Raw genomic sequence first — 18,292 nt, 5'->3', positions numbered from 1 at the left:
CCGTCTGAAAATGCACGCATACCGGATCCGCGAAGCGCGGCAGGAAGACCTCGCCGCCATCGTCGACATCTACAACAGCACGATAGACGACCGCCGCTCCACCGCCGACCTCGCACACGTTACCGCCCAAAGCAGGCAGGGATGGCTGGACGCGCACGGCGGCAACCGCCCGCTGTACGTCCTCCAAGACGAAGCGGGCAGTCTGCTGGCCTGGGGTGCGTTTTCCGACTACTACCCGCGCGAGGCTTACCGCATCACCGCCGAAGCCAGCATCTACGTACGCCACGATATGCGCGGAGTCGGCGTGGGCAAAATCCTGCTGCGCTATATGCTGGAAAAAGCCCCGTCGCTCGGCATCCGCAACATCATCGCCCTTATCTTCGGCCACAACCACGCCAGTATCCGCCTGTTCCACACTTTCGGTTTCCAAGAATGGGGAAGACTGCCGCAGGTATGCGATTTGGACGGAATGACGGCGGATATTGTGCTGCTGGGAAAAAAGGTAACAGACTGAACAATAGGGACTCTGCGTTATGAAAGAAAAAGATTTCTACCTGAAAGGAAAATTAAAAAACCTGTTAACAGATTGGCAGGAAGCGGAAGGCTGTATTGCCACCGATGAAATTATGGTGAAAGGACGGAAGGTAGGCTATTGCTACCGCGAGCTTCCCGATGACGACAGCAAGTTTGGCGGGTTTGACAGCGGTTGGCGTTTCACGGCGGGAGACGAAAGCGATGACTATATGGATAACCCTGAAAATTCGGGAATTTACGAGCTAAACTCAATTTGCAACTACGACCCCGACATCATTCCGCTGCTCAACGCTCCTTACGGAACGGCGTTTTTCAGAAATAAAAACGGTATTTTCGAGCAGGAAGATTTCCAGCCACCAACAGAATGAAAATTAAAAAAACCTTGCAGCCGGCCAAAAATACAACCCGAAGTTTTCTGTAAAACCAGCGGCAGGCCTTATCGGATGCGGATTCGGTTGATGGTGCTGAACGGTATCAGACGGAAAAAGGCCGCTGTGCCCAGCGGCCTTTTTAGTATGTGGTTGCGGGGGCAGGATTCGAACCTACGACCTTCGGGTTATGAGCCCGACGAGCTACCATGCTGCTCCACCCCGCGTCAGAAGCTGCGGACTATACCCGCCCGGCAGATATATGTCAAGTTTTTCCGAAGCCGATGGTACAGCCTGCCTTGTATCTTTTCTATTTTGTTACGCTATGGTTACGGATAAGAAAAACGGGAGCGGCATCTGCTGCTCCCGTTTTTCCCTCCAACGATTCAAGATTATTTCTTGTCGTCTTTCACTTCTTCAAAGTCGGCATCGACTATGTCGTCGTCTTTCTTGGCGGAAGATTCGGGCTGCGCCGCACCTGCACCTGCCTGCGCGTCGGCCTGCGCTTGGGCGTAAACCATTTCGCCGAGTTTCTGGCTGGCCGCGCCGAGGGCTTCGGCTTTTGCGTCGATGGCGGCTTTGTCGTCGCCTTTGGCGGCTTCTTCGGCTTCTTTCAACGCAGCTTCGATTTTTTCTTTCTCGGCAGCGTCAAGTTTGTCGCCATAGTCGGCCAGCGATTTTTTCACCGAATGAATCAGTGCTTCGGCCTGGTTGCGGCTTTGTACCAGCTCATGCAGTTTTTTATCCTCTTCGGCGTTGGCTTCGGCATCTTTCACCATGCGTTCGATTTCTTCCTCAGAAAGGCCGGAAGAGCCTTGGATGGTGATGTTGGCGGCTTTGCCTGTGCCTTTGTCTTTGGCGGACACGTGCAGGATGCCGTTGGCGTCGATGTCGAAGGTTACTTCGATTTGCGGCATGCCGCGCGGTGCGGGTGCGATGTCGCCGAGGTTAAACTGGCCGAGCGATTTGTTGGCAGAGGCGCGTTCGCGTTCGCCCTGCAACACATGGATGGTTACGGCGCTTTGGTTGTCTTCGGCTGTCGAGAACACCTGCGACGCTTTGGTCGGGATGGTGGTGTTTTTCTGAATCAGCTTGGTCATTACGCCGCCCATGGTTTCGATACCGAGCGAAAGCGGGGTAACGTCGAGCAGCAGTACGTCGCTGCGGCCGCCGCCCAATACTTCGCCCTGAATCGCTGCGCCTACGGCCACGGCTTCGTCGGGGTTGACGTCTTTGCGCGGCTCTTTGCCGAAGAAGTCTTTAACCGCTTCCTGTACTTTGGGCATACGGCTTTGGCCGCCTACCAAAATTACGTCGTCGATGTCGGAAGTGCTCAAACCTGCGTCTTTGAGCGCGATGCGGCAAGGCTCGATGGAGCGTTGGATCAGGTCTTCCACCAGGCTCTCGAATTTGGCGCGGGTAACTTTCATCGCCAAGTGTTTGGGGCCGCTTGCATCCATGGTGATGTAGGGCAGGTTGATTTCGGTTTGCTGGCCGCTGGAAAGCTCGATTTTGGCTTTTTCGGCTGCTTCTTTCAGGCGTTGCAGCGCCATCACGTCGTTTTTCAGGTCGATGCCCTGTTCTTTTTTGAACTCGGCGATGATGTAGTCGATCAGGCGTTGGTCGAAATCTTCGCCGCCCAAGAAGGTGTCGCCGTTGGTAGCCAATACTTCAAACTGTTTTTCGCCGTCCATATCGGCAATTTCGATAATGGAAATGTCGAAAGTGCCGCCGCCCAAGTCGTACACCGCGATTTTGCGGTCGCCTTTGGCGTTTTTGTCCATGCCGAATGCCAGTGCGGCTGCAGTCGGTTCGTTGATGATGCGTTTTACGTCCAAACCGGCGATGCGTCCCGCATCTTTGGTGGCCTGACGCTGGCTGTCGTTGAAGTAGGCCGGCACGGTAATCACCGCTTCGGTTACTTTTTCACCCAAATAGGCTTCGGCCGCTTCTTTCATTTTGCGCAAAACTTCGGCGGAAATCTGCGGCGGAGACAGCTCTTTGCCCTGCGCTTTGACCCATGCGTCGCCGTTGTTGGCTTTGATGATTTCAAAGGGCATGGATTCGATGTCGCGCTGTACTTCTTTGTCTTCGAATTTGTGGCCGATCAGGCGTTTAGCCGCGTAGATGGTGTTTTTCGCGTTGGTTACAGCCTGGCGTTTGGCAGGCGCGCCGACAAGGATTTCGCCGCCGTCGAGATAGGCGATAACGGAAGGTGTGGTGCGTGCGCCTTCTGCGTTTTCAATGACTTTGGTTTGGCCGTTTTCAGAGATGGCCAGACAGGAGTTGGTTGTACCCAGGTCGATACCGATTACTTTTGCCATATTGCGTATGCTCCTAATAATAAATGATAAATAAATGACTGATACGGTTTTCAGACGGCCTCTGACTGCTGCCGGCCGTCTTGTTCATGCGCTGCAAAATAGGGAGGAAGGGAAAGTTTTCAAGTTTTGTGTTGTAAAAAAATCACAACTTTTTGAATTTTAAAATCAAACCGTTAAACGGTTTCTGCGGTTTGCGGGCTTTTCATGCGGCTGTGAAAGGCTGTCTGAAAACACATCCGGTGCGGCGTTTGTTTTATTCCGCCGCATTCTCTCCGGCGGCTGTGGCAACGCTTACCATCGCCGGACGCAGAACGCGGTCGGAGAGGGCATAGCCTTTTTTCATCACGCCGACCACGGTGTTCGGCTCCTGCGTGCTTTCCACGGCCTGAATGGCCTGGTGGCGGTGCGGGTCGAGCTTTTCGCCCGGCTGCGGATTGATTTCGCTGATGTTTGTGTTTTCAAACGCTTTGTTCAATTCGTTTAAGGTCATCTGCACGCCGGTTTTCAGCGCATCGAAATTGCCGCTTTGATCGAGCAGGGCCATTTCCAAATAGTCTTTTACCGGCAGCATTTCGGCAGCGAATTTCTGGCCGGCGAATTTATGCGTATCGGCGATTTCCTGCCGGTGGCGGCGGCGCAGGTTTTGCTCGTTGGCCAAACCGAGCAGCTCTTCTTCTTTCAGACGGCCTTCAAGCTCTTCCACTTTGGCCTGCAATTCTTCGTAAGTGGGCGGAACGGCTTCGGCGACGGGCTGCTCTGCGGACGGGGTTTGCTCTTCTTCGGGTGTAGTGTTTTGTTCGTTCATGCTTTTGCCTTTTTTGAAATGTCGGAAGGGATTTTTCATGCGCGGCTATATGAGGCCGTCTGAAAAGGTTTCAAGCACGGGCAAACGGCAGAGGCCGTCTGAAAATACGGATTCGGCTCGTCTGGCATTCCATTTGCGTTTTTCAGACGATTTTTTTTCTGCGGCTGGGAACGCGTGCGTGGCTGTGCCACACACCCTACCTGTACAGACAGCGGGGTATGTTTTTTTATTGCCATTAATACAAAAGGCCGTCTGAAAACGGTATTTTCAGACGGCCTTTTCCGTTAAGGTAGGGTGTGTGGCACAGCCACGCACGCGGTTTGGAGTGAGATATTTATTTGGTCGGCAAAAAAACATGATGAGGCCGTCTGAAAATCCGTTTTAGACTTTCAGACGGCCTTTTTTGCCGAAAATCGGAAAGCATGTGCATACCATACGGCACATCCGCACAAACAGCGGATATTGGTTTTCAGACGGCCTCAAACGCCGTAGGCGGTGGATGCCGTGCCGCCGCCCGTACCTGTCCAGTCGGTGTGGAAAAATTCGCCGCGCGCTTTGTCGGTACGCTCGTAAGTGTGCGCGCCGAAATAGTCGCGCTGCGCCTGCAAAAGGTTGGCGGGCAGGCGTTCGGTGGCGTACGCGTCCAAAAAGGTAATCGCGGAGGCCATGCAGGGCATGGCGATACCCGATTCGACGGCTTTGGCCACCACTCTGCGCCACGCCGGCAGACAGTCTGCCAACAGGCCTTTGAAATACGGATCCGCGCCCAAAAACACCAAATCGGGATCGGCTTGGTAGGCATCGCGGATGTTGCCCAAAAACGCGCTGCGGATGATGCAGCCTTCGCGCCATAAAAGTGCGGTGTTGCCGTAGTCCAATGCCCAATTATTGTTTTCGCCGGCCTGGCGGATAAGCATGAAACCCTGTGCGTAGGAGATGATTTTCGAGGCCAGCAGAGCCTGGCGCAAATCATCTACCCAACGGGCTTTGTCGCCTCCGACCGGTACGATGGTGCTGCCGAACAGTTTGGCGTTTGCCGTGCGCTGTTCTTTCAATGCGGAAACGCAGCGGGCGAATACGGCTTCGGAAATCAGCGTCAGCGGAACACCCAAATCAAGCGCGCTGATGCCGGTCCATTTGCCCGTGCCTTTCTGGCCGGCGGTATCGAGGATTTTTTCCACCAACGGTGCGCCGTCTTCGTCTTTGTAGGCCAAAATGGCCGCTGTGATTTCAATCAGGTAGGAATCCAGCTCGGTTTTGTTCCACTCGCTGAAAATCCGGTGCATTTCTTCATAGGAGAGGCCGAGGCCGTCTTTCATAAAATGATAGGCTTCGCAGATAAGCTGCATATCGCCGTATTCGATGCCGTTGTGCACCATTTTGACGAAATGTCCCGCGCCGTCGCGGCCGACCCAGTCGCAGCAGGGTTCGCCGCTTTTGGTTTTGGCGGCAATGGCTTGGAATATGGGTTTGACTTCCGGCCACGCGCTTTCGTTGCCGCCGGGCATGATGGAGGGGCCGAAGCGTGCGCCTTCTTCGCCGCCGGATACGCCCGCACCGATAAAGCGGATGCCTTTGGCTGCCAGATAATGTGTGCGGCGGGTGGTGTCCGCATAGTTGGCGTTGCCGCCGTCGATGATGATGTCCTCCTGATCCAAAAACGGGAGGAGTTGTTCGATAAAATCGTCCACTACCGAACCGGCACGTACCATCATCATAATTTTGCGGGGTTTTTTCAGTTTTCCGATCAAGTCCTGTATCGAATATGCACCGATGATTCCGCTGCCTCTGGCCGCACCGTTGAGAAAATCATCCACTTTGCCGACCGTGCGGTTGAAGGCCACGACTTTGAAACCGTGATCGTTCATATTCAGTATCAGGTTCTGGCCCATTACGGCCAAACCGATCACGCCAATATCGCCTTTCATTGCCTGCCTTTCCGAGTCGGATGTAAACCGTGCCACTTTACAGGATGGGGAGGGCATATGCCAATGTTTGATGATGCAGATGATGTTTTTATTAAACTTTTTATGAAATTTTATAACGGAGACGCTTGCCGCAGGAAAAACGGCGGGGGTTTTCCTTTTATTTGGAAATATAAAATATAAAAAGATGATTTTGATGAAGGCTGCCCGTATCTGTGGATAACCGGTTTTATCTTATTTTTTCCATATGCTTGGATGCTGGCAAACTCTGTGGGCGCGGGATGTGCGTGTGGCGGGACGGCTGTTGGCGGTTTTCAGACGGCCTGCCGCTTTTGTGGATTACGGCGCGTTTTCCCCGCTTAGGGAAGCTGCCCGTCCACAGTGAAAAACGACGGCGGCAGGCTTTCGTTGTCGGGAAATTCCGTCCATTCGTAGGCGGTGTCGTCGGAAAGTATTTTGCGCAGCAGGGCATTATTGACGGCATGGCCGGATTTGTAGCCTTCAAACGCTCCGATAATGGGATGGCCGGCGATGTAGAGGTCGCCGACGGCATCAAGGATTTTGTGGCGGACAAATTCGTCGGGATAGCGCAGCCCCTCGGGATTGAGTACGTCGGTTTCGTCGATAACGACAGCGTTGGACAGATTGCCGCCCAAGCCGAGATTATGCGAGCGCATCAGTTCCACTTCCTGCATGAAGCCGAACGTGCGGGCGCGGGCGATTTCTTCGATATAGGAGCTGCCGGCAAAATCAATGGAGAAGGTGGGTGCACTACGGTTGAACACGGGATGGTCGAATTCGATGGTGAGGGTAACTTTGAAGCCGGCATAAGGGTCGAAACGCACCCATTTGTCCTGCTCGCGCACTTCCACCGTTTTCAAAAGGCGCAAAAAGCGTTTTTCCGCCTTTTGGTCGGCAACGCCGGCATCCTGCAAAAGATAGATAAACGGCAGGGCGGAGCCGTCCATAATCGGGATTTCCGGCGCGTTCAGCTCGATCAGTACGTTGTCTATTCCGTAGGCCGCCAGCGCGGACATGATGTGTTCGATGGTGCCGACGCGCACGCCGTTTTCCGTAACCACGGTGGAAGAAAGGCGGGTGTCGTTAATCAGGTAGGGTGTGAGCCGGAACGCTTCGCCCTGTGCGCCTGCCAGATCGGTGCGGCGGAACATAATGCCGCTGTTTTCCGCCGCCGGATGCAGCGTCAGCGCGACACGTTCGCCCGAATGCAGCCCCACGCCGGTGGCCGATACCGGTTTAGCCAGAGTTCTCTGCAGCATGATTGATCCTTGTCGTTTGTCTGAAACAGCGGCGCATGATACGGGAAAAAGGCAGGCCTGCGGGGGAAACGGTGGCGGACAAATTTTCAGACGGCCTGTGGAAAAGCACAAATTGTCCGCAGAAAAATCCGGCCGTCTGAAAAACATCCAGAATATATGCAAGGTAAAAACCGCTGCCGCCAACAGGCTTATAAGGTATGCAATTATATGAAACAAAAAAATTAAAACAAATTATCCACAGATAATGGCCGCCTTCATCCATATCATCTTTTTATATTTTTAATTTAATCTGTATTCTGTTTTCAGACGACCGGATTTTCTGCGGCACAATAAAGGGAAAAGGTCGTCTGAAAACGTTTCGGGTACAATGTGCCGCATTTGACGGATGTTAGGATTAAGGAGAAAGGATATGGACGGCATCACACGGCAACAGAATGTGGATCACGGTGAAATCGACAAATTCAGCCGCTTGGCGGAAAGATGGTGGGATACCGAAGGCGAATTCAAACCGCTGCACGACATCAACCCCTTCCGCCTCGACTATATCGACAGCAAAGCCGGTTTGACAGGTAAAACCGTGCTTGATGTGGGCTGCGGCGGCGGCATTCTTTCCGAGAGCATGGCGCGGCGCGGCGCGGCGGCGGTAACAGGCATTGATCTGGCAGAAAAATCGCTGCAAACGGCACAGGCGCACGCGCGTGCGGCAGGCGTGGAAAACGTGGCCTACCGCTGCATCAGCGTTGAAGATTTGGCGGCGGAAAACCCGTACGGTTACGACGTGGTAACCTGTATGGAAATGATGGAACACGTTCCCGATCCCGCTTCAATCATCCGTGCCTGCGCCAAGCTGGCCAAACCGGACGGCATGGTGTTTTTTTCCACCATCAACCGCAATGCAAAATCCTATCTGCACGCAATACTCGGTGCGGAATACATTTTGGGTCTGGTACCCAAAGGCACGCACGACTGGCAGAAATTCATCACGCCCGCCGAGCTGGCGCGGATGTGCCGCCAAAGCGCACTGGATATTGCGGATATAAAAGGCCTGGGTTACAACCCGCTGCTGAAACGCTATTTTTTGAGCGGCAATACCGGTGTGAACTATATGATTGCCTGCCGCCCCGCAGAGGCCGTCTGAAAAAGATCGGTTTTCCAACCGGAAAAACAAAACAGGCCGTCTGAAAACTTTTCAGACGGCCTTCTTCCTTTGTGTTATGGAACAAAACATTAAAAATACAAGGCGTTGCGGAAAGCGGAACGGAGAGTGTTTGCCGTCATGCAAACGGCGTTTTCAGACGGCCTCTGCCGATAAAATCACCGCCGTGCGCCCCTCGATACGGAACTTTACCGCCAGTCCGGCAATTTCCATCACATAAATCCGTTCGGGAATGTCCTGATAGGCGGGACGCGGGTCTTGGGCGACGGATTGGCTGATGAGCCGTTTGAGGCCGTCTGAAAGCCATGTTCCGTCGTATTGCCAGACGACATCGAGCAGCGGCGGGGCTTCGCCGGCAAAGCCTGCCGCCGCATCCGGCTTGGCTTCGACAAAGGGAATATAGGGCTTGATGTCCACCACCGGTGTGCCGTCGAGCAAATCCGCGCCGCTGCAACGGATTTTCACGCCGTCGGCGCAATCGATTCCTTCCAGTTTCAGAAGCGACAGGCCGAGATGGTTCGGGCGGTGGGGGCTGCGGGTGGCAAACACGCCCATTTTCCGTTTGCCGCCCAAACGAGGCGGCCGCACCAGCGGCGACCAGCCTTCGTCCAGTACGCCGTGAAAAATAAAATGCAGCCAAATATAGCCGAAATTTTCCAGCCCGCGCACCGCGTCTTCGTTGAAACACGGGTCGAGAATAATGGAAACTTCGGCAGCGGATACCAGCCCGGGCTGGCGGGCGATGCCGAATTTCTGCGTGTAGGGAGAAACGACCCGGCCTATGGTTTCGATGGTGTGGCGCATTGTGGATAACTTTGTCTGAAAGGTGTACGGATTGTAGCACGGTGCAGTAAGGGGTTTGTTATAATGCCTCCCTGTTTCAAACCGCGAAAGGCTGCGGCCGTGATTGTTTCGATTGATGTAGATGCGCAGAAAACCTTTACCCCGCTTTGTCCGCAAGAGCTTCCGGTTGCCGGCGGCGACACCATTGCGGCGGAATTGAACGCGCAGGCGGCATTGGCTGATCTGCGGGTTATGACCAAAGACGCACACAGTTTGAACGCGGCATGGCTTGTGGATAATTCTGTGGATATGTTGAAGCCGACTGGTTTGAAAAACGCCGATCTGACATGGGTTGCCCATGCGGTAATCGGCAGCGAAGGTTACAGCCTGCTTGACGGTTTGCCGGGTTTGGACGGCTACGACTATTGCGTATGGAAGGGGGTCGATCCCGAGCTGCATCCCTACGGCGCGTGCTACCACGATATTGAAGAACGTCTCAGTACCGGCCTGATTGAATGGCTGTCGGCAAAACAGGTGCGTTATGTTCTGGTGGGCGGATTGGCTACCGATTACTGCGTCAAACACACCGTATTGCAGCTTTGCCGCGGCGGAAGCTGGCAGGTAATTGCCAACCGCGCCGCCTGCCGGGGCATTGCGCTGGAAACCGTCGCGCAGGCGTGGACGGAAATGGCAGCGGCGGGCGCGTTGGTTTTTTCCGATGCGGCTGAAATCGAAAAATATTTGAAATCGGAAAATTGATTTTGTTTCACGTGAAACACGGTTATCGGATGGATGCAAAATGAAAGTGTTGCTGGTACGTTTGTCGAGCATGGGCGATCTGATACACACCCTGCCTGCCGTCAGCGACTTGTCCCGTATGCGTCCCGATGTGGAACTCCACTGGCTGTGCGAGGAAGGTTTTTCCGATATTGCCCGCCTGCATCCTTTTGTGAAAAAAATCCATACCCTGCGCTGGCGGCAATGGCGTAAGAAACTGTTTGAAAAGGAAACTTGGGAAGAAATAGGCCGTCTGAAAACCGTGTTGGCGCAGGAGGGGTTTGATTTTGTTTTAGACAGCCAGGGGCTGTTGAAAAGTGCGTTGCCTGCGCGGATGGCAGATGCGCCGGTAACGGGATTGGACAGAAAAAGCGTACGGGAAAGTTTGGCCGCGTTTTTTTACAGCCGGGTTTTTCCTGTGGAAAAAGGCTTGGATGCCGTATTGCGCAACCGTTTGCTGTTTGCCCAAGCCTTTGATTATGAGAGGCCGTCTGAAATATCGTTTGGTGCGCTTGTTCCGCAAAATACCGGTTTGGAATTGCCGCAAAAACCTTATTATGCCGCCCTTCATGCAAGCAGCCGCGACAGCAAATTGTGGCGGCGCGAAAACTGGTTGCAACTGGCGCAAATGCTGCATCGCCATGATGGCGGTACTGTTTGGTTGCCGTGGGGCAGTGAGGCGGAAAAAATGCGGGCGGAGGAGATGGCTGAGGCCGCGCCCTATATAAAAGTGTGCGGCAAGATGAATTTGTTGCAGGCTGCGGCTTTGTTGGACGGTGCTGCTGCTGTGGCCGGTGTGGATACCGGACTTTTGCATCTGGCCAATGCCTTGGGCAAGCCGCTGGTGGGGATTTATACGGATACCGATCCGCAAAAAACCGGCGTGCAGCAGTCGCCAAAGGCAAAAAACTGCGGCGGCGTGGGACAAATGCCTGGGGCGGAAGAAGTTTACCGTTTATTGTTGGAATGTATAGCGGCAGGGAAGCCGGCCGAACAAGGAGACGAACAAAGATGAAAGCATTGGTTGCCGTAAAACGTGTGGTGGATTACAACGTAAAAGTAAGGGTAAAGGCCGACGGTTCGGATGTGGATATAGGCAATGTCAAAATGGCGGTGAATCCGTTTGACGAAATTGCCGTTGAAGAAGCCGTACGCTTGAAAGAGGCGGGGAAAGTCAGCGAAATCGTTGCCGTATCCCTTGGAGGCAAAAAATGTGAAGACACTTTGCGTACGGCATTGGCTATGGGTGCCGACCGTGCCGTCCATGTCGAAACCGAAGCGGTTTTGGAGCCTTTGGTCATAGCCAAACTGCTTAAAGCCGTGGCAGACAAAGAACAGCCGCAAATTCTCCTGCTGGGCAAACAGGCAATCGACGATGATGCCTGCCAAACAGCGCAAATGCTGGCCGCACTGATGAACGTTCCGCAGGGAACTTTTGCGGGAAAACTCGAATTGTCCGCAAACGAAGCGATCGTTACCCGGGAAATTGACGGAGGTTTGGAAACCTTGGCTTTGAAACTGCCTGCCGTTATCAGCGCGGATTTGCGTTTGAACGAGCCGCGCTATGTCAAGCTGCCGCAAATTATGCAGGCAAAAAAGAAACCTTTGGAAAAACTCACGCCGGAAGCGTTGGGTGTCGGCGTTGCGCCCCGATTGCAGGCCGTGCGTTATACCGAACCGCAAACGAAACGGGCGGGCGAAAAAGCCGCCGATACCGCCGAACTGGTGGCCAAACTGAAAACAGCAAAAGTGATTTAAGGAGGATATGATGACCGTTTTAGTAATTGCCGAGCACAATAACCAAGCCTTAAATCCCGCCACGCTTCATGCCGTTTCTGCCGCCGCGCAGCTTGGTGCGGTACATATCCTGGTGGCCGGAAGCGGTGCACAATCTGTTGCGGCACAGGCCGCCGGCCTTTGCGGGGTAGAAAAAGTTTTGTTTGCCGATGCGCCGCATTTTGGTGCAGGCTTGGCGGAAGAACTTGCGCCGCTGGCCGTATCGCTGGCGGAAGACTACCGTTATTTCACCGCTGCCGCCGATGTTTTCGGCAAAAACCTGATGCCGCGCATCGCCGCGCTTTTGGATTGCCCGCAGATTTCCGATTTGGTGGAAATTGTTGATGCCGATACTTTTGTCCGTCCGATTTATGCAGGTAATGCGCTGCTTACGTTGCAATGCGGCGAACCGAAACTGGTGCTGACATTCCGTACCACCGCTTTTGCGGCGGCTGAAGAAGGAGGAAGCGCGGAAATTGTCGAAATATCAGCCACGCCCGCACAAAACCTCAGCCGGCTTGTCGGACGCGAACTGCCGCAATTGGAACGCCCCGAGCTGACGCAGGCCAAAGTGGTTGTTTCCGGCGGCAGGGGTTTGGGAAGCAAGGAAAATTTCGATAAGCTGATTTTTCCTTTGGCAGACGCGCTTGGTGCGGCGGTGGGCGCGTCGCGGGCTGCGGTAGACGCGGAATATGCGCCGAACGATTACCAGGTCGGGCAGACCGGCAAAGTGGTTGCGCCCGAGCTGTATATTGCCGTCGGTATTTCCGGTGCAATCCAGCATATTGCCGGTATGCAAGACAGCAAAACCATTGTTGCCATTAATAAAGATCCGGATGCGCCGATTTTCAATGTTGCCGATTACGGCATTGTCGGCGATCTGTTTGAAATTGTGCCGCAGCTTACCGCTGCATTAAAGAATTGAGTTTCACGTGAAACAGGCCGTCTGAAAATGCAACTCCCGCTTTTCAGACGGCTTTCCGCAACCCGATGTCGAAACGAATGTATCCCACAGCTTACCAAACCATTGCCGCATTTGCCGAAGCCGAGTTTAAAGACAAAGGCAGCCGGTTTATTGCCTATGCCTATCCGGTGCGTACTGCCGGCGAAGTAAAAACGCTGGTGGATGAGCAGCGGCAGGCGCACCATAAGGCGCGGCATTGGTGTTATGCCTACCGGCTGGGTACGGACGGCCTGCAATTCCGTGCCAATGACGACGGGGAACCTTCCGGCAGCGCAGGAAGGCCGATACTCGGACAAATCGATTCTTTCGGCCTGACCGATGTGCTGATTATTGTCGTACGTTATTTCGGCGGTACGCTGCTCGGCGTACCCGGACTGATACATGCCTATAAAACCGCTGCTTCCGATGCGTTGAAAGCAGCGGAAATTATTGAGAAAAATATTGGGAAAACCGTTTTTTTGAATTGTGCCTACCCGCATTTGAACGATGCCGTAAGAATTGCCAAACAGCATCATGCCGAAATCGTGGAGCAGGATTTGCAGCTTGACTGCCGTTTGACCGTTTGTGTGCCGTTGGCAGCTTATGAAAACTGTATCGCAGCATGGCGGCAGACACGTGTAATAGAAATAAAGGAAAATTTTCCGGCAGAAGCAGAAAAGGAGGCTTAGTGGACAGAAATATTGCGAGGCCGTCTGAAACAAACCTTTTGAACCGCATCCGCATCGAAACCCCGCTGGGTTGGATGAGTGCTGTTTTTTCGCCAAAAGGCTTATGCCTGCTGGAATTTGAGGGGCAGAAACATTTGGATAGCGAACTGAAAGCGGTAGCCTTTTATTATCATGCCGACGGTTTTACGGCAAAAGAAACCGGAGAAACCCAAAATTTACGCCGCCAGCTTGACGGATATTTTTCGGGGAAACGGCAGAATTTCGATTTGCCTTTGGATTTGGTCGGCACGCCGTTTCAAAAAAAGGTGTGGCACATTCTGCAAACCATTCCTTACGGAGAAACCCGCAGCTACAAGCAGCAGTCGGAAATGTCCGGCAATCCGAAAGCGGTGCGTGCCGTTGCCGCCGCCAACGGTGCAAACAAAATCTCCATTATCGTTCCCTGCCACCGTGTCATCGGCAGCGACGGCAGTCTGACCGGCTATGCCGGCGGCCTGCCGCGCAAACAGGCATTGCTGGCATTGGAAAGCGGCAACGCATCTTTATTTTGAACAACAGGCCGTCTGAAAACCCAAATATGCTTTCAGACGGCCTCAAACCGTTTTAAAACCGATTGAAAGACAAAAAATGACCGTCAAAACCCGTTTTGCCCCCAGCCCCACCGGCTACCTGCACATCGGCGGTGTCCGTACCGCCCTGTTTTCATGGGCGTTTGCCCGCCACCATAAAGGTGAGTTTCTCTTGCGCATCGAAGACACCGATCTCGCCCGCTCCACCGCCGAATCCGTCAACATCATTCTCGACGGCATGAATTGGGTAGGCCTCAACTACGACAACGCCGACAATGTCGTTTACCAAACCCGCCGTTTCGGGCGCTACAAAGAAGTGATTGCCGAGCTTTTGAAAACAGGCCATGCCTATTACTGCTATTGCAGCAAAGAAGAGCTGGAAGCCATGCGCGAAAAAGCCGAAAAAGAAGGCACGGCCACCTACGACCGCCGCTGGCGGCCGGAAGAAGGCAAAGTATTGCCGCCGGTTCCCGAAGGCCGCGAGCCTGTCGTACGTTTCAAAATGCCGCTCGAAGGCACAACCCGTTGGCACGACCTGGTCAAAGGCGGCATCACCATTCCCAACGAAGCCCTCGACGACCTCATCATCGCCCGCGCCGACGGCACGCCCACCTACAATTTCTGCGTCGTGGTAGACGATTTCGACATGGGCATCACCCACGTGATACGCGGCGACGACCATGTAAACAACACACCCAAACAAATCAACATCTTAAAAGCCGTCGGCGCAACCCTGCCCGAATACGGCCACCTGCCGATGATACTCAACGAGCAAGGCCGCAAAATCTCCAAACGCAGCGGCGACACCGTAGCCATTACCGAGTTTGACGCAATGGGCATCCTGCCCGAAGCCATGCTCAACTATCTGGCTCGGCTAGGCTGGGCACACGGCGACGACGAATTTTTCACCATGCAGCAGTTTGTCGAATGGTTCGACCTGAAAGACGTATCCGCCTCGCCCAGCCGCATGGATTTGAAAAAACTCTACTGGATCAACGGCGAACACATCAAAATCACACCCAACGGCAAACTGGCCGCGCTGCTCAAAGAACGTTTGGCCATACGCGGTATCACCGACACCGCCACGCCCAATCTGGAAGACGTACTCGATCTCGTCAAAGACCGCGCCCAAGACTTGAACACGCTCGCCGACGAATGCCTGTATTTCTACCAAAAACAAACACCGGCCGAAGCCGACGTACAAAAACACTGGGACGGAGAAGCCCCCGCCCGCATGCTGCGCTTTGCCGAACGCCTTGAAGCACTGGACGACTGGACGGCCGAATCCATCCACGAACTGTTCAAACCCTTCTGCGACGAAGAAAGCATCAAAATGGGCAAACTCGGCATGCCGCTGCGCCTGGCCGTATGCGGCACGGCCAAAACCCCGAGTGTAGATGCCGTTTTGGCCCTAATCGGCAAAGAAGAAGTATTGCGCCGCATCCGTTCGTAATACGAATCCGGATAGGAAAGGCCGTCTGAAAAACAGAATCTGTGTTTTCAGACGGCCTCTGTATTAAGTCGGGGTATGCGGAGCAAGCCGCACACGGTTACGGATATGACGGATATAGCGGGACAAAAAAATAGAAACGGACAAGACGCGGTAAGGACGCAGATTGTTTGTTTTGTTCCGCCATACAAAGCGGCGGCAGGTTTTTCAGACAGAAGGAACAAATCAAGATGAAGAAAAATTTTTCATGGCGGGATTTCTTGGACAGAAGGCTGAATACGCTGGCTGTTTTGTCGCTGGCGGCGGCTGTTGTCGGACAGCTTGGCGCATGGAATTGGTTTGCCGAACTGTTTTCCCATTTTATGCCGCATTACGCTGCGGTTTTTTTACTTGCGGCTTTGCTCTGTAAAGGGCGGCAGCGTTGGCTGTGGGCAATCTGTACAGCCGTTACCGTGTGCTGGCTGGCACAGCCTTTCGATATAGAGAGGCCGTCTGAAACGCGGCAGCGGCTGGTTTGGTACAACGTCAATCTCGACAACCCGCAGCCGCAGGCCGAAACGGCCGCTTTGCTTGCGGAGGATGCCGACATACTGGCTTTGGCGGAAATCGATTTGGCCGATGAGGGCTGGGCACAGCTGCGCCGCCGCTATCCTTACGGCTGCGGACACCGCTCCGACAGCCCTTTTGCAATGGCTTTATGGAGCAGGCAGCCTCTATCGGCCTGCGAAGTACGTTTTTCAAACGCTTATCCCTATATCCGCGCCGAGGCCGGCAATACCGCCCTATACGCCCTGCACCCGCCGCCGCCCGTCAGCAGCGAATTTGCGCGACACCGTGCCGCTTATCTGCACGATACCGCCCTTGCCGTGGCGGCGGAAAACAAAGCCCTTGTGGTGGGCGATCTGAACAGCAGCCCGTTTTCACCGCTGTTCCGCCGTTTTGCAAACGAGGCAGGAGCCGCTGCGCAAACCCGTTTCCATATGCCGACGTGGAAACCGTTTTTTCTCAATATCGACCATGTCTTTGCCAAAAACCTCAGCGTGCGTACCCAAGCTCTGCCGTGGATGTATTCCGACCACCGCGCGTTGTCAGTGCAATGGCGGGAATAAGGGACGGTTTGTATTGTTTTGATTTTGTTGGACCGGCTGCTTTAAATATGCCGACGGTCTGCCGCAAATCGGCATAAATCCGCCTATTTTGCCGGAAGCGGAGCGGTCGGAATACGGCGCAAACCGCTGGCGTACTGCCGCCTGTGGCCGGGAAGTCAAAAAACAGATTAAATTATTCCCTGTTATATCAGTAATCTGTAATCATATTTGAAATAAAGTTAAATTTGGCATATCGGTTGCTAAAAATATTTTACCGGCGCACAGCGTGCCGGTCGTTCTTAACGGATGCGAAAGCATCATAAAACAAATACATTACGGAAAACGAGAACCCCGACGACGCTCTGCCGTCCGACGGATGGCAGACGGCTCTGTATGGGAAGACAGAGCTGGGGATTTGCCGCTGCATATTGTGGGAATATGCGGCGGCAGTTTTTTGTCTGCATTTCGCGAAAGCTCTTGTTTTCAGACGGCCGCTAAAGCATCCGCATCAGGCAAGTCCGCCCCGCCCTGCTGTAAAGCATTTATAAAAGGTGTATCATTTTTCGGGTTTTGCGGAAGGAAGCGCAATGGCAAAAAAATTTCCCATTTTTCCCAAACATCCCGAACGCATTTGTTGGGGCTGCGAAAAATACTGTCCGGCGGAGGATTTGCAGTGCGGCAACGGCTGCGAACGCATCCAGCATCCGTGCGAGCTTGACGGACGGCAATGGTATGAAAAAGGCGATTGGAGCAACCTGCTGAGCGAAAGCCAGCAGCGCGAACTCGGGCTGCTGCCCGCCGAAAGTCCTGCCAAGAAAGCGAAGCCGCATATCAGGCTGCCGCCCAAATGTTGAACAACAGGCCGTCTGAAAGATTTTCAGACGGCCTGTACCGTTTGCCAAACCCACACCCGCCGATATAATCCGCCGTTTTCCGTTTTCTGCGACAAACCATGACCGACATCCTCGAAAAAATCCTTGCCACCAAAGCAGAAGAAACCGCAGCTGCCGAAGCCGCCGTGCCGTTTGACGAAATCCGCCGCCGCGCCGCCGCCGCGCCGCCGCCGCGCGGATTTGTCCGCGCCATCCGCGCCAAACACGCCGCCGGTTTGCCCGCCCTGATTGCCGAAATCAAAAAAGCCAGCCCCTCCAAAGGCCTGATCCGCGCCGATTTCCGCCCCGCCGGACACGCCGCCGATTACGAACGTGCAGGCGCGGCCTGCCTGTCGGTGCTGACCGACGAAAACTATTTCCAAGGCTCGCCCGAATACCTGCGTGCCGCCCGCGCCGCCGTGTCGCTGCCGGTGTTGCGCAAAGACTTCATCATCGGCGAATACCAGGTGTATCAGGCACGCGCATGGGGCGCGGATGCGGTTTTGCTGATTGCCGCCGCCCTCGATGCGGACACACTGGAACGCTGCGAACAGGCGGCACACGCTTTGGGCATGGACGTGCTGCTCGAGCTGCACGACGAATCCGAAGTGGAAAAATGCACCCGCCTGACCACGCCGCTGGTAGGCGTGAACAACCGCAACCTGCGCACTTTCGAAGTCAGCCTCGACCAAACCCTGCGCCTGCTGCCGCATCTGGCGGGCAAAACAGTGGTAACCGAAAGCGGCATCCGCAGCCGCGAAGACATCGTATTGATGCGCGCACACGGCGTACACACCTTCCTGATCGGCGAAACCTTTATGCGGGCGGACGACATTGCCGCCGAAGTGGCCAAACTGTTTTAAAACCTTGTCCGCACCCTGCCGGCAGATTGCCTGCCGCACCGCTGCGCTCCCGCAGGGCGGCGCGGTAGGCGGCCTGTGATATAGTGCCGC

19 protein-coding genes and 1 tRNA gene are annotated in these 18,292 nt (G+C 54.3%); 13 read left to right on the top strand and 7 right to left on the bottom strand.

The window, feature by feature from the left end; all coding sequences use genetic code 11:
• Positions 1-10: 10 nt before the first annotated feature.
• Both DYE40_RS03175 and DYE40_RS03170 read left to right on the top strand, forming a co-directional pair.
• Positions 11-514 (top strand): GNAT family N-acetyltransferase, encoded by a 504-nt coding sequence (locus tag DYE40_RS03175; RefSeq protein ID WP_115307695.1) that lies wholly within the window; start codon positions 11-13, stop codon positions 512-514.
• Positions 515-533: 19 nt separating this feature from the next.
• Positions 534-902 carry a DUF2185 domain-containing protein gene (locus DYE40_RS03170; RefSeq protein ID WP_115307694.1) on the top strand — a complete coding sequence of 123 codons (369 nt, stop codon included), beginning with the start codon at positions 534-536 and terminating at the stop codon, positions 900-902.
• A gap of 150 nt (positions 903-1,052) precedes the next feature.
• On the opposite strand, the gene DYE40_RS03165 is transcribed toward DYE40_RS03170, so the two are convergent.
• The 6 genes from DYE40_RS03165 to DYE40_RS12190 all read right to left on the bottom strand — a co-directional run bounded on the left by DYE40_RS03165 (position 1,053) and on the right by DYE40_RS12190 (position 7,498).
• A tRNA-Met gene (locus DYE40_RS03165) sits at positions 1,053-1,129 on the bottom strand.
• A gap of 165 nt (positions 1,130-1,294) precedes the next feature.
• Entirely contained in the window at positions 1,295-3,226 is a 1,932-nt protein-coding gene (dnaK, locus tag DYE40_RS03160; RefSeq protein WP_115307693.1) for a molecular chaperone DnaK, read from the bottom strand.
• A gap of 253 nt (positions 3,227-3,479) precedes the next feature.
• Positions 3,480-4,031, bottom strand: a complete 552-nt coding sequence (gene grpE, locus DYE40_RS03155; RefSeq protein ID WP_115308262.1) for a nucleotide exchange factor GrpE — start codon at positions 4,029-4,031, stop codon at positions 3,480-3,482.
• A 479-nt stretch (positions 4,032-4,510) separates the two neighbouring features.
• Positions 4,511-5,959: a decarboxylating NADP(+)-dependent phosphogluconate dehydrogenase gene (gene gnd / locus DYE40_RS03150; RefSeq protein WP_115307692.1), complete on the bottom strand. Its 1,449-nt coding sequence runs from the start codon at positions 5,957-5,959 to the stop codon at positions 4,511-4,513.
• 356 nt (positions 5,960-6,315) lie between these two features.
• Complete coding sequence (lpxC, locus tag DYE40_RS03145) at positions 6,316-7,236, bottom strand: UDP-3-O-acyl-N-acetylglucosamine deacetylase (protein WP_115307691.1); 921 nt, start codon at positions 7,234-7,236, stop codon at positions 6,316-6,318.
• A complete protein-coding gene (locus DYE40_RS12190) occupies positions 7,214-7,498 on the bottom strand; it encodes a hypothetical protein (protein ID WP_147286564.1) in 285 nt (94 codons plus the stop codon). The genes lpxC and DYE40_RS12190 overlap by 23 nt, the downstream gene beginning before the upstream one ends.
• Positions 7,499-7,645: 147 nt before the next feature.
• On the opposite strand from DYE40_RS12190, the gene ubiG reads away from it, so the two are divergent.
• The gene (gene ubiG / locus DYE40_RS03140; RefSeq protein WP_115307690.1) at positions 7,646-8,374 is read left to right on the top strand and encodes a bifunctional 2-polyprenyl-6-hydroxyphenol methylase/3-demethylubiquinol 3-O-methyltransferase UbiG; all 729 of its coding nucleotides are present in this window, start codon (positions 7,646-7,648) and stop codon (positions 8,372-8,374) included.
• Between the two features lie 153 nt (positions 8,375-8,527).
• Here ubiG and tsaA read toward each other — a convergent pair whose 3' ends face one another.
• On the bottom strand, positions 8,528-9,196 hold the full coding sequence (gene tsaA, locus DYE40_RS03135; RefSeq protein ID WP_115307689.1) for a tRNA (N6-threonylcarbamoyladenosine(37)-N6)-methyltransferase TrmO: 669 nt from the start codon (positions 9,194-9,196) through the stop codon (positions 8,528-8,530).
• A 99-nt stretch (positions 9,197-9,295) separates the two neighbouring features.
• On the opposite strand from tsaA, the gene DYE40_RS03130 reads away from it, so the two are divergent.
• The 10 genes from DYE40_RS03130 to trpC all read left to right on the top strand — a co-directional run bounded on the left by DYE40_RS03130 (position 9,296) and on the right by trpC (position 18,202).
• Positions 9,296-9,934, top strand: coding sequence for an isochorismatase family protein (locus DYE40_RS03130; RefSeq protein WP_115307688.1), 639 nt, complete (start codon positions 9,296-9,298; stop codon positions 9,932-9,934).
• Positions 9,935-9,974: 40 nt separating this feature from the next.
• Positions 9,975-10,967, top strand: coding sequence for a lipopolysaccharide heptosyltransferase I (gene waaC / locus DYE40_RS03125; protein ID WP_115307687.1), 993 nt, complete (start codon positions 9,975-9,977; stop codon positions 10,965-10,967).
• Positions 10,964-11,710: an electron transfer flavoprotein subunit beta/FixA family protein gene (locus tag DYE40_RS03120; protein WP_115307686.1), complete on the top strand. Its 747-nt coding sequence runs from the start codon at positions 10,964-10,966 to the stop codon at positions 11,708-11,710. The genes waaC and DYE40_RS03120 overlap by 4 nt, the downstream gene beginning before the upstream one ends.
• 10 nt (positions 11,711-11,720) lie before the next feature.
• Positions 11,721-12,653, top strand: coding sequence for an electron transfer flavoprotein subunit alpha/FixB family protein (locus DYE40_RS03115; RefSeq protein ID WP_115307685.1), 933 nt, complete (start codon positions 11,721-11,723; stop codon positions 12,651-12,653).
• Positions 12,654-12,730: 77 nt separating this feature from the next.
• Entirely contained in the window at positions 12,731-13,360 is a 630-nt protein-coding gene (locus tag DYE40_RS03110) for an IMPACT family protein (RefSeq protein WP_115307684.1), read from the top strand.
• Positions 13,360-13,911: a methylated-DNA--[protein]-cysteine S-methyltransferase gene (locus DYE40_RS03105; RefSeq protein ID WP_244731784.1), complete on the top strand. Its 552-nt coding sequence runs from the start codon at positions 13,360-13,362 to the stop codon at positions 13,909-13,911. Before DYE40_RS03110 ends, DYE40_RS03105 begins: the two co-directional genes overlap by 1 nt.
• A 76-nt stretch (positions 13,912-13,987) precedes the next feature.
• Positions 13,988-15,382 (top strand): glutamate--tRNA ligase, encoded by a 1,395-nt coding sequence (gltX, locus tag DYE40_RS03100; RefSeq protein WP_115307682.1) that lies wholly within the window; start codon positions 13,988-13,990, stop codon positions 15,380-15,382.
• A gap of 227 nt (positions 15,383-15,609) precedes the next feature.
• Positions 15,610-16,488 (top strand): endonuclease/exonuclease/phosphatase family protein, encoded by an 879-nt coding sequence (locus tag DYE40_RS03095; RefSeq protein WP_115307681.1) that lies wholly within the window; start codon positions 15,610-15,612, stop codon positions 16,486-16,488.
• 566 nt (positions 16,489-17,054) lie between these two features.
• Entirely contained in the window at positions 17,055-17,321 is a 267-nt protein-coding gene (locus DYE40_RS03090; protein ID WP_115307680.1) for a DUF3079 domain-containing protein, read from the top strand.
• A gap of 98 nt (positions 17,322-17,419) precedes the next feature.
• Positions 17,420-18,202 (top strand): indole-3-glycerol phosphate synthase TrpC, encoded by a 783-nt coding sequence (trpC, locus tag DYE40_RS03085; protein ID WP_115307679.1) that lies wholly within the window; start codon positions 17,420-17,422, stop codon positions 18,200-18,202.
• Positions 18,203-18,292: the final 90 nt, after the last annotated feature.

It is taken from the genome of Kingella potus, from assembly GCF_900451175.1.
Classification (GTDB): Bacteria; Pseudomonadota; Gammaproteobacteria; order Burkholderiales; family Neisseriaceae; genus Neisseria; species Neisseria potus.
Note: the sequence above shows the minus strand (reverse complement) of the source record. Positions and strands in the feature narration are given on the sequence as shown.

What these genes read in the sequence shown, in the direction of transcription:
- DYE40_RS03175 (WP_115307695.1), top strand. Translation starts at nt 11, where the DNA reads ATGCACGCATACCGGATCCGCGAAGCGCGGCAGGAAGACCTCGCCGCC.
- DYE40_RS03170 (WP_115307694.1), top strand. Translation starts at nt 534, where the DNA reads ATGAAAGAAAAAGATTTCTACCTGAAAGGAAAATTAAAAAACCTGTTA.
- dnaK (WP_115307693.1), bottom strand. Translation starts at nt 3,226, where the DNA reads ATGGCAAAAGTAATCGGTATCGACCTGGGTACAACCAACTCCTGTCTG.
- grpE (WP_115308262.1), bottom strand. Translation starts at nt 4,031, where the DNA reads ATGAACGAACAAAACACTACACCCGAAGAAGAGCAAACCCCGTCCGCA.
- gnd (WP_115307692.1), bottom strand. Translation starts at nt 5,959, where the DNA reads ATGAAAGGCGATATTGGCGTGATCGGTTTGGCCGTAATGGGCCAGAAC.
- lpxC (WP_115307691.1), bottom strand. Translation starts at nt 7,236, where the DNA reads ATGCTGCAGAGAACTCTGGCTAAACCGGTATCGGCCACCGGCGTGGGG.
- DYE40_RS12190 (WP_147286564.1), bottom strand. Translation starts at nt 7,498, where the DNA reads ATGGATGAAGGCGGCCATTATCTGTGGATAATTTGTTTTAATTTTTTT.
- ubiG (WP_115307690.1), top strand. Translation starts at nt 7,646, where the DNA reads ATGGACGGCATCACACGGCAACAGAATGTGGATCACGGTGAAATCGAC.
- tsaA (WP_115307689.1), bottom strand. Translation starts at nt 9,196, where the DNA reads ATGCGCCACACCATCGAAACCATAGGCCGGGTCGTTTCTCCCTACACG.
- waaC (WP_115307687.1), top strand. Translation starts at nt 9,975, where the DNA reads ATGAAAGTGTTGCTGGTACGTTTGTCGAGCATGGGCGATCTGATACAC.
- DYE40_RS03120 (WP_115307686.1), top strand. Translation starts at nt 10,964, where the DNA reads ATGAAAGCATTGGTTGCCGTAAAACGTGTGGTGGATTACAACGTAAAA.
- DYE40_RS03115 (WP_115307685.1), top strand. Translation starts at nt 11,721, where the DNA reads ATGACCGTTTTAGTAATTGCCGAGCACAATAACCAAGCCTTAAATCCC.
- DYE40_RS03110 (WP_115307684.1), top strand. Translation starts at nt 12,731, where the DNA reads ATGTATCCCACAGCTTACCAAACCATTGCCGCATTTGCCGAAGCCGAG.
- gltX (WP_115307682.1), top strand. Translation starts at nt 13,988, where the DNA reads ATGACCGTCAAAACCCGTTTTGCCCCCAGCCCCACCGGCTACCTGCAC.
- DYE40_RS03095 (WP_115307681.1), top strand. Translation starts at nt 15,610, where the DNA reads ATGAAGAAAAATTTTTCATGGCGGGATTTCTTGGACAGAAGGCTGAAT.
- DYE40_RS03090 (WP_115307680.1), top strand. Translation starts at nt 17,055, where the DNA reads ATGGCAAAAAAATTTCCCATTTTTCCCAAACATCCCGAACGCATTTGT.
- trpC (WP_115307679.1), top strand. Translation starts at nt 17,420, where the DNA reads ATGACCGACATCCTCGAAAAAATCCTTGCCACCAAAGCAGAAGAAACC.